Below are 8,633 nucleotides of genomic sequence, written 5' to 3' on the forward strand. Positions count from 1 at the left end.
CTCGCGCTGCGCGATCTCGCCTTCGATCCCAACCTGCGCTTCGGCTACCGCGAGCGCATGACGCTCGAACCCGACCTCGTCGAGGCCCGGGAGGCCCTGCACGCGGCCCGGACCGTCGTCGTCGCGACGCCGCTGTGGTGGGGATCGGTGCCCGCGCTGCTCAAGGGGTTCTTCGACCGGAGCCTGCTGCCCCAGCAGGAGTACCGGTACCGCCCCTCCGGGCTCTCCGAGGGGCTGCTGAGCGCGCCGCACGGAAGACTGCTGCTGCTCGCGGATACGCCCTGGTACTTCACGCCCTTCACCGGTCTGCCGGGGCAGACGCACGTCACGCGTGGGACGATGCGGTTCTGCGGCATCAAGGACGTGCGGACCACCCGGATGCTCGGCGTGAAGGACGCCTCCCCGGCGCGCATCGGGGCCTGGTTCGATCGTGCCGCTCGGCTCGGCGCCGCCGACGGCGCGCGCGACGCGAAGACCGCGCCCCCGACGCAGCCCTCACCGGAGCCCGCCCTCGCGCCCGCCAGCGCCTGAGCCCCGTCCACCTCCGCGTCGTCCCCGTCAGCGCACGCCATGGGGTCCCCTCACGGGGACGACGCGGAGATGGGGAGGGTCAGAGGGCGAGGTGGGCGGCGAGCTCGCGGTCGAAGACCTCGGCCTCGTCGAGGTGCGGGGCGTGCCCGGCCTCCGGCAGGACGACCTCGCGGTACTCCCCGCCGCGTGCGGCGTAGCGCTCGAGCACCGCCCTGGTCTGGGTCACCATCGGCTGCACCGGCGCCACCGCCTCCCCCGGCCAGCCCGGGATCACGCCGAGCGCGCCGAGCTGGTTGAGGTCGAAGAACGAGGCGTCCGACACGATCGCGTCCTTCGCTCCCCGGATCCAGAGGATCCGCGGCTTCACGGACAGATCCACGATGCCGGACAGATCCAGATGCTGCGGCGCCATCGTGTTGAGCACGCCGCGGGTGCCGGCGGCGAATCCCGGCCAGTTGTCGGATCCGACCGCGTCGCCCGGGTAGTTGTCGAGACCCGTCTTGGTCGTGAGCATCGAGGCGACCCAGAGATCCTCGAACGGGGCCTGCGTCTCGGGCCGCGCGACGTACGCCGTGCGGTAGACGGTGCGCGGCGAGGTCTGCGCCTCGTCCGTCGTGTCGCCCGCGTCCAGCCGCGCCACGAAGTCGGGGTTCGCCCCGCCACCGCCCGTGCCGGCGCCGTCGACATCGTTGCGCACGCCGTCCGGGCCGTGCGTGCCGCCGAAGCCGTACGGCGACACCGGCGACTCGAGGGTGCGCGAGAGCACGCGCTCCGGCGCATCCAGGGCGACCTGCAGCACGACGCCGCCGCCCATGCTCCAGCCGACGAGGTGCGCGGCGTCGAGGTCGAGGGCGTCGAGCACCGCGCGCACGTCGTCGGCGAAGTCGCGCAGTCCTCTGGTCGCGTCGACGGGCTTGGTCTCGCTCTCGCCGAAGCCGCGGAGGTCGATCGCGAGCGCGCGCACCTCAGCCGGGAGCGCGAGCATCGTCGGCTGGTAGAAGAGCGCGGAGGACACGTTGCCATGCACGAACACGACGGTCGCGGCCGGCGACGCCGGATCCGCGGCAGGGCGTTCGAGCACGTTCGCCGTGTAGCGCGGCGTCTCGACGCGTCGCGCGGTGATGCCGTCGAACAAGGGGGCGGTCATGTCGGCTCCTTCGGGAGAGCGGCGGGGGGAAGGCGGTCAGGGGCGGGCGTCCACCTCGGCGGCGACGCGCGCGGCGCCCCGCTCGGCGAACAGGATCGTGTAGTGGTTCACGTCGGGCACCTCGACGATCCGCAGCTGCGACACGAGCGGGCGGAACCGCTCGAGGGCGCCGGGAGCGTAGAGCGGATCCGCGTCGAGCAGCCCCCGAGGCGCGCGCAGCACCGTCACGGGCATGCGCAGACCGCGCAGCGCGTCGAGGTACCAGTCCGGCCCGTACAGCTCGCCGCCGTCCTGCAGCATCGCGGCGGCGACCGTCGATGAGCGAAGGTGCGGGGCGGATCCGTCCAGGTCGTGCCGCGCGTACGTCTCGATCGCGCGGGACCAGTCACGGGCGAAGGCGGGATGGATCCGCCAGAAGTCGAGGTACGCCTCCTCGTCGCGGAACTCCATGGACAGCCGCTGAGCGGCGGGGCCCAGGAGCGCGGCGATGTCGAGATCGTCCGGGCTCACCCCTGGCGGCAGCGCGAGCGGGAAGCCGCCGTCGACGAGCACGAGGCGGGCCACGAGGTCGGGCCGCGCTGCGGCGAGCGCGACCGCGACGAAGGCGCCCATCGAATGCCCGAGGATCGTGCGTGCGCCGCCGCCGTCCGCCTCCAGCACCGCGGCGAGGTCTTCGGCGTGCCGGCGCAGCCCGTACGGCCCGGGAAGGGCGTTGCTGCGCGCCCTCCCCCTCAGGTCGGGGGCGAGGATGCGCCGGGCGGGCAGGAGCGCGGCGACCGTGTCCCAGGAGCGGCCGTTGGCGGTGATGCCGTGGATCGCGAGGACCGCATGAGCGTCGGAGGCGGGACCGAAGGATGTGACGGCGAGCGCCGGATCCGTGCCGTCCGCACCCGCCGGGCCGTCCGTGCCGTCGCCGGTCGCCCTGTCGCCGGTCACCGGGCGCTCCATCCGCCGTCCATCGTGTACGACGCTCCGGTGACCGAGCCGGCGGTCGGGCCGCACAGCCAGCGGGCCAGATCCGCCACCTCGTCGGGCTCGAGCAGGCGCTTGATCGCCGACTCGACGAGCATGACCTTCTCGATGACATCGGTCTCGGGGATGCCGTGCGTGCGGGCCTGGTCCGCGATCTGCTTCTGCACGAGAGGCGTGTTGACGTAACCGGGGTTGATGCAGTTGCTCGTGACGCCGTGCGGGCCGCCCTCGAGCGCCGTCACCTTGGAGAGTCCCTCGAGCGCGTGCTTGGCGGTGACGTAGGCCGACTTGTACTCGCTCGCGCGCAGGCCGTGCACGGAGCTGATGTTGACGATCCGCCCCCACTCGCGGGCGTACATCCCTGGCAGCACGGCCCGGATGAGCAGGAACGGCGCCGTGACCATGATGTCGAGCATCCGGCGGAACATCAGGGGGTCGAACTCGACGATGGGCGCGACGGTCTGGAGCCCGGCGTTGTTCACGAGGATGTCGGCGTCGAAGCTGCGCGCCGCGAGCCCGTCCAGATCGCCGAGGTCGATCGCGAGGGCCTCGCCGCCGATCTCCGCGGCCACCGCGGCCGCCCCTTCGGCGTCGCGGTCGAGCAGCAGCACGTGTGCGCCGTCCCGCGCGAGCGCCCTGGCGCACGCGGCCCCGATGCCGCTTCCGGCGCCGGTGACGAGGGCGGTACGCCCCCGGAGGTCGGTGTCGGGTCCCGGGGATCGCTGCGCTGCCATGCCTGCACGGTAGTTCACCCTCGCGCACGACGGAAGGGGATCCGGCTATGCAAAACTGCACAGATGGACGCGCACTTCCCCGCACCGCCGCTCAGCGCGGACGACCTGCTCGTACTGCTCGCGGTGGCGCGCAGCGGCCGGTTCACCGCTGCCGGGCAGCAGCTCGGGCTGAACCACACCACGGTCGCGCGCCGGATCGCCGCCCTCGAGGCGCAGCTGGGCGGGCGCGTGCTCTCGCGCGAGGGGGCGGGGTGGGAGCTCACGCCGCTCGGCTCCCGCGCCCTGGCCGCGGCCGAGGGCGTGGAGCGAGCGCTCGGACGGCTGGACGGCGGGGACACCGCGCGGATCGGAGGGCTGATCCGACTGTCCGCGACGGACGGCTTCAGCGGATTCGTGGCCGCACCCGCGATGGCCGCTCTGCGGCGCACCCATCCCGAGGTGCAGCTCGAGCTCATCACGGGCACCCGGCAGGCCTCGCATCAGCGCGCGGGTGCCGACCTCGAGGTCGTGGTGGGGCGTCCGCAGGTGCGGCGGGCGCGGGCGATCCACCTCGCCGACTACGCGCTCGGCCTCTACGCGAGCCGCGACTGGCTGCGCGAGCATCGGGCGCCGCGGGATCCGGAGGAGCTCGTCGGGCAGCCCCTCGTGTACTTCATCGAGTCGATGCTGCACGTCGACTCCCTCGACGACGCGCGGCGGGCGGTGCCGGGCATGATCGACGCCGTCGCGAGCACGAACGTGTACGTGCACGTCGACGCGACCCGCGGCGGCGCCGGCTACGGGCTGCTGCCCGCGTTCCTCGCGGACCAGCACGAGGATCTGGTGCGCGTGCTGCCGGACGAGATCGACGAGCGGCTGCCGTACTGGCTCATCGCGCGCCCGGAGGCGCTGAACCAACCCGCGATCGCCGCGTTCCTCGAGGCGCTCCAATCCCGCCTGGCCGAGATCCGCCCCCACCTGCTCGGCGAGCGTCCCTAACCCCCTCTCCATCTTCGAGTCGTCCCCACCAGCGCACCCCAGGGCCTCCGCTCACGGGGACGACTCGAAGGTGGGGTGGTCCTGCCTGTTCTCCACTTCCGAGTCGTCCCCACCAGCGCACCCCAGGGGCTCCGCTCACGGGGACGACTCGAAGGTGGGGGTGCAGCCGGGGCACGCGGGCGTGCGCCGGTGCTCCCCTGGTGGCACGCTGGGGAGCATGAAGACCCTGCTGCTGGCGCGCCATGCGAAATCCGACTGGGGCATGGCGGGGCTGCGCGATCACGACCGGCCGCTGAACGCGCGCGGCGGACGGGACGCCCCGGCGATGGCGCAGCGGCTGCGCGACGAGGGTGTGGGCCTGCAGCGGATCGTGTCGAGCACCGCGATCCGCGCGCGCCGCACGGCCGAGGAGTACGCGGCGGCGTTCGAGCTGGCCGTCGCCGAGGAGCCCGCGCTCTACGCGGCGTCCGCCCGCACGATCCTCGGCATCGCCGGCGCCCTTCCCGACGACGTCGAGGTCGCGATGCTCGTGGGTCACAACCCGGGGATGGCGGATGCGGTCGCCGAGCTCACCGGATCCTTCGTCGAGTTCCCGACCTGCGCGGTCGCGGAGTGCGCGGTCGACGTCGACTCCTGGTCCGAGCTGATCGAGGGATCCGGGACGCTGCGCCGCCTGCGCACCCCCCGCGCCTGACCCAGACCCTGTCTGGCTCCCCCCACCTGCGAGTCGAGGGTCAGGCCAGTGCGGCGGCGGCGGCCTCGTCCTCGGTGGTGGCGACGAGCTGGCCGCAGGCGCCGTCGATCTCCTTGCCGCGGGTGTCGCGGAGGGTCGTCGGGATGCCGGCGTCGTTGAGGCGGCGGACGAACTCGTCCTGCACGTCCTTCTCCGACGCGGTCCAGATGGATCCGGGGGTCGGGTTCAGCGGGATCGGGTTCACGTGCACCCAGCCGCGACCGCGGGCGTTGAGCTTCTCCGCGAGCAGATCGGCGCGCCAGGGGTGATCGTTCATGTCCTTGATCAGTGCGTACTCGATCGAGACGCGACGGCCCGTCTTCTCGAAGTAACGGCGCGCGGCGTCCAGCGCCTCGTCGACCTTCCACCGCGAGTTCACCGGGATGAGCTCATCGCGGAGCTGGTCGTCCGGCGCGTGCAGGGAGAGCGCGAAGGTGACCGGGATGTCCTCGTCGGCGAGCTTGTTGATCGCCGGGACCAGGCCCACCGTCGACACGGTGATGCCGCGGGCGCTCATGCCGAGCCCCTCGGGCTGGGGTGCGACCATGACCCGCACCGCATCCATCACGCGCTTGTAGTTCGCGAGCGGCTCGCCCATCCCCATGAACACGATGTTCGACACGCGCTCCATGGAGTGGTCGTCGGCCTTCTTGCCGCCGAGGCCGCCCTCCGCGATGAGACGGTTGGCGCGCACGATCTGCTCGACGATCTCGGCCGTCGACATGTTGCGCGTGAGCCCGGCCTGACCCGTGGCGCAGAACGGGCAGTTCATGCCGCAACCGGCCTGGCTCGACACGCACAGCGTGATGCGGCCCGGGTAGCGCATGAGCACCGACTCGACGAGCGCGCCGTCGTGCAGGCGCCAGAGGAACTTGATCGTGTCGCCGCGATCGGTCTCCAGGCGCCGCACCTCCGTGAGCAGCGGCGGCAGCATCCCCGCGACGAGCTCGTTGCGCTGGCCGGCGGGCAGATCCGTCATGTGTGCCGGATCCGAGGTGTAGTGCGTGAAGTAGTGCGTCGCGAGCTGCTTGGCGCGGAATCCGGGCAGGCCCAGCTCCTTGACCTTCTCGACGCGCTCGGTGGGCGTGAGGTCGGCGAGGTGCACCGGGGGCTTGCCGCGCTTGGGGCTGGCGAACTGCAGCAGCGGGCGCCCCTCGGCGTCCTTCTTCTGCGTCCATCCTTCGGTGGCGGGGCGCACCTGGGCGGTGCGCTTCGCGGGCGCGCCGGAGCGGGCGGACGCAGGAGTCTCGGACATGTCTTCCAGGGTAGAGCCTGCAAGGTGCGAAGGCGCTGGGCGCGGCCCCGGCGGATCCGCCCGTACGCTGGCGGCATGGACCTCTGGATCTGGATCCTCCTCGCCGGCGTGATCGTCGTCCTCGTGGTCGTGATCGCCGCGACCCTTCGTGCGATCCGGCCGAAGGCGCCGGAGCCGCTGGGGACCGCCCTCGCGGCGCCGTCCTCCGCCGCGCCCGCGGTGGCCCGGACCGTCCTTGCGCCTCGGGCGGCGACGTCGGACCCGCTCACGCCCTCCGTCATCGCCGAGATCGATGCTCTGGTCGCCGCCGAGCAGAAGATCTCGGCGATCAAGGTGCTGCGCGAGCACTCCGGCCTCTCGCTGCGCGAGGCGAAGGACCAGATCGATGCGTGGGTCCCGTCCGCGCCCGGCACGAGCGACTCGGCCCCGGTCGCGCTCACCCGATCCGGCTCCCGCCCCGCGGGAGCCCCCTCCTACGCCGACGAGCCGTCGGTCGCCGATGCGGTCGCAGCCCTCGACCCGACTGTGCGCGCCGAGATCGGCCGTCTCGTCGCCGCCGAGCAGAAGATCGCGGCCATCAAGCTGCTGCGCGAGGCCACCGGCCTCGGCCTGAAGGACTCCAAGGACGCCGTCGAGTCCTGGCGCTGAGCCCGCGGCTCATCTCCTGCGACGGATCACGATCCGGTTCTCGTCGGACGGATCCTGGCGGTCGAACCAGACGTCGACCTCCTCGCCGTTCACGATCGGATCGCGCACGTCGATCGTCGCGGCGCGCTTGACCCAGCGCTGCTGCCCTGCGGCGTCGTGGAACGTGTACGTCACCGCGGTGAGGATCCGGCTCGCCTCGTCGAAGTGCGTGTACCCCTGATTCGTCACCGAGCCGGCGACCGGGCTCGTCGTGCGCACCAGCTCGTCGGCGGCGTCGAGGCGCCGCGCCCTGCCCGCGCGCGCGACCGTCCCCAGTCCGAGGAGGGCGACCGCGGCGACGGCGAGTCCGAACGCCAGCGGACCGACGACCGGCTCCTGCACCAGTCCCGGCGGCAGTGCGACGACCGCGTGGCCGACGGCCGCGCCGAGCACCGCGACACCGACCGCGGTCAACCAGCCGGGCAGGCGCGCATTGCGCGAGGCCGCGGAGACCCACAGGCCGAGCGCCGCCATGAGTGCGAAGGACGAGGCGATCGCGGCGATGATCGCCGCGATGTCCTGATCCTGCACCTCATCGGAGAAGCCGGTCGCGGCGCCGCGGGTGAGCGCCCACCCGAGGACGGCTCCCGCGCCGAGCAGGAACAGGCCGGGGAGGAGCAGGCTCGCCCCCGTGATCCGACGGGTCGAGCGCTCCCGCCATGCGGCGTCCGGATCGATCGTGCTCATGCCACGATCACACCACGAACAGGCCCGCTTCCGCTCGCGACGTTCTTCGCCGTGCACCCGGGAGGGCCTGATCACTCCCTCGCGGTGGGCGCCGCCCCCTGAGGCGACCATCCTGCCGTGGTATACCATTTCTATGCTCCGCGTCCCGACTCCCGCGTGCGCCGCTCGTCCGCCGAGCGGAGCGATGCGGCGGGACGATCGCGCCCCGCTCCGGAAGCGCACCGCCGGCGCGATCGCCGGACTCGGGATGGCTGCCCTGCTACTCGCCGGCTGCACGGCGGCCGGATCGGAGCGGCCGGCTGTCCCGACCGTGACCGCGACTCCGCCCGCCGCGGTGCGCACCCCCTCTTCCGCTCCCAGAACCGAGGCCGAGATGACCGCTCTGAACTCCCGCCTGTTCGACGCCGCGACGGCGGGCGACGCCGCCGCCGTGCGCGCCGCGATCGCCGAGGGCGCCGACCTGGAGGCCCGCGGATCCGGCGGCATGACCGCCCTGATCGCCGCGACCAAGGGCAACCGCATCGACGCGGCCCTCGCGCTCATCGACGCCGGCGCCGACGTGAACGCCAAGGACGACATCGTCGACTCCGCCTACCTCTACGCGGGCGCCCGCGGGCACGACGAGATCCTGCGGGCGACGCTCGAGCACGGCGCCGACCTGCGCAGCACGAACCGCTACGGCGGCACCGCGCTGATCCCCGCATCCGAGCGCGGCCACCTCGGCACGGTGAGGATCCTGCTCGCCGCGGGCGTGGATCCGAATCACGTCAACAACCTGCACTGGACCGCGCTGCACGAGGCGATCGTGCTCGGCGACGGCACCCGGATGTACGTCGACATCGTGCGCGCCCTCATCGCGGGCGGCGCCGACGTCACGATCCGCGACGGCGACGGCGTGCTGCCGCGCGA

The 8,633-nt window shown here is 73.0% G+C and carries 10 protein-coding genes; 5 read left to right on the top strand and 5 right to left on the bottom strand.

The window, feature by feature from the left end; genetic code table 11:
- A partial coding sequence (locus B7X32_RS15355) for an NAD(P)H-dependent oxidoreductase (protein ID WP_292721433.1) occupies positions 1-531 on the top strand: 531 nt, incomplete at its 5' end.
- A 79-nt stretch (positions 532-610) separates the two neighbouring features.
- On the opposite strand, the gene B7X32_RS15360 is transcribed toward B7X32_RS15355, so the two are convergent.
- The 3 genes from B7X32_RS15360 to B7X32_RS15370 are packed head-to-tail and all read right to left on the bottom strand — an operon-like array spanning position 611 to position 3,384.
- Positions 611-1,678, bottom strand: coding sequence for an alpha/beta hydrolase (locus tag B7X32_RS15360; RefSeq protein ID WP_292721436.1), 1,068 nt, complete (start codon positions 1,676-1,678; stop codon positions 611-613).
- Positions 1,679-1,714: 36 nt separating this feature from the next.
- Positions 1,715-2,614, bottom strand: coding sequence for an alpha/beta fold hydrolase (locus B7X32_RS15365; protein ID WP_292721438.1), 900 nt, complete (start codon positions 2,612-2,614; stop codon positions 1,715-1,717).
- Positions 2,611-3,384, bottom strand: a complete 774-nt coding sequence (locus tag B7X32_RS15370) for a 3-hydroxybutyrate dehydrogenase (protein WP_292721441.1) — start codon at positions 3,382-3,384, stop codon at positions 2,611-2,613. Before B7X32_RS15370 ends, B7X32_RS15365 begins: the two co-directional genes overlap by 4 nt.
- Positions 3,385-3,447: 63 nt before the next feature.
- On the opposite strand from B7X32_RS15370, the gene B7X32_RS15375 reads away from it, so the two are divergent.
- On the top strand, positions 3,448-4,362 hold the full coding sequence (locus B7X32_RS15375; protein WP_292721444.1) for a LysR family transcriptional regulator: 915 nt from the start codon (positions 3,448-3,450) through the stop codon (positions 4,360-4,362).
- 217 nt (positions 4,363-4,579) lie between these two features.
- Positions 4,580-5,056 (top strand): histidine phosphatase family protein, encoded by a 477-nt coding sequence (locus B7X32_RS15380; protein WP_292721447.1) that lies wholly within the window; start codon positions 4,580-4,582, stop codon positions 5,054-5,056.
- Between the two features lie 40 nt (positions 5,057-5,096).
- Here B7X32_RS15380 and rlmN read toward each other — a convergent pair whose 3' ends face one another.
- Entirely contained in the window at positions 5,097-6,350 is a 1,254-nt protein-coding gene (gene rlmN / locus B7X32_RS15385) for a 23S rRNA (adenine(2503)-C(2))-methyltransferase RlmN (protein ID WP_292721450.1), read from the bottom strand.
- A gap of 75 nt (positions 6,351-6,425) precedes the next feature.
- On the opposite strand from rlmN, the gene B7X32_RS15390 reads away from it, so the two are divergent.
- A complete protein-coding gene (locus tag B7X32_RS15390) occupies positions 6,426-6,998 on the top strand; it encodes a ribosomal protein L7/L12 (protein WP_292721453.1) in 573 nt (190 codons plus the stop codon).
- 9 nt (positions 6,999-7,007) lie between these two features.
- Here the strand turns inward: B7X32_RS15390 and B7X32_RS15395 are convergent, their stop codons facing one another.
- Positions 7,008-7,724: a DUF3592 domain-containing protein gene (locus B7X32_RS15395; RefSeq protein WP_292721456.1), complete on the bottom strand. Its 717-nt coding sequence runs from the start codon at positions 7,722-7,724 to the stop codon at positions 7,008-7,010.
- 373 nt (positions 7,725-8,097) lie between these two features.
- Here B7X32_RS15395 and B7X32_RS15400 point away from each other — a divergent pair.
- A partial coding sequence (locus tag B7X32_RS15400; protein WP_292721459.1) for an ankyrin repeat domain-containing protein occupies positions 8,098-8,633 on the top strand: 536 nt, incomplete at its 3' end.

It is taken from the genome of Microbacterium sp. 13-71-7 (assembly GCF_002257455.1).
Lineage (GTDB): Bacteria > Actinomycetota > Actinomycetes > Actinomycetales > Microbacteriaceae > Microbacterium.

Bases quoted from the DNA above. Each gene is read 5' to 3' on its own strand.
- B7X32_RS15360 (WP_292721436.1), bottom strand. From the start codon at position 1,678: ATGACCGCCCCCTTGTTCGACGGCATCACCGCGCGACGCGTCGAGACG.
- B7X32_RS15370 (WP_292721441.1), bottom strand. From the start codon at position 3,384: ATGGCAGCGCAGCGATCCCCGGGACCCGACACCGACCTCCGGGGGCGT.
- B7X32_RS15375 (WP_292721444.1), top strand. From the start codon at position 3,448: ATGGACGCGCACTTCCCCGCACCGCCGCTCAGCGCGGACGACCTGCTC.
- B7X32_RS15380 (WP_292721447.1), top strand. From the start codon at position 4,580: ATGAAGACCCTGCTGCTGGCGCGCCATGCGAAATCCGACTGGGGCATG.
- rlmN (WP_292721450.1), bottom strand. From the start codon at position 6,350: ATGTCCGAGACTCCTGCGTCCGCCCGCTCCGGCGCGCCCGCGAAGCGC.
- B7X32_RS15390 (WP_292721453.1), top strand. From the start codon at position 6,426: ATGGACCTCTGGATCTGGATCCTCCTCGCCGGCGTGATCGTCGTCCTC.
- B7X32_RS15395 (WP_292721456.1), bottom strand. From the start codon at position 7,724: ATGAGCACGATCGATCCGGACGCCGCATGGCGGGAGCGCTCGACCCGT.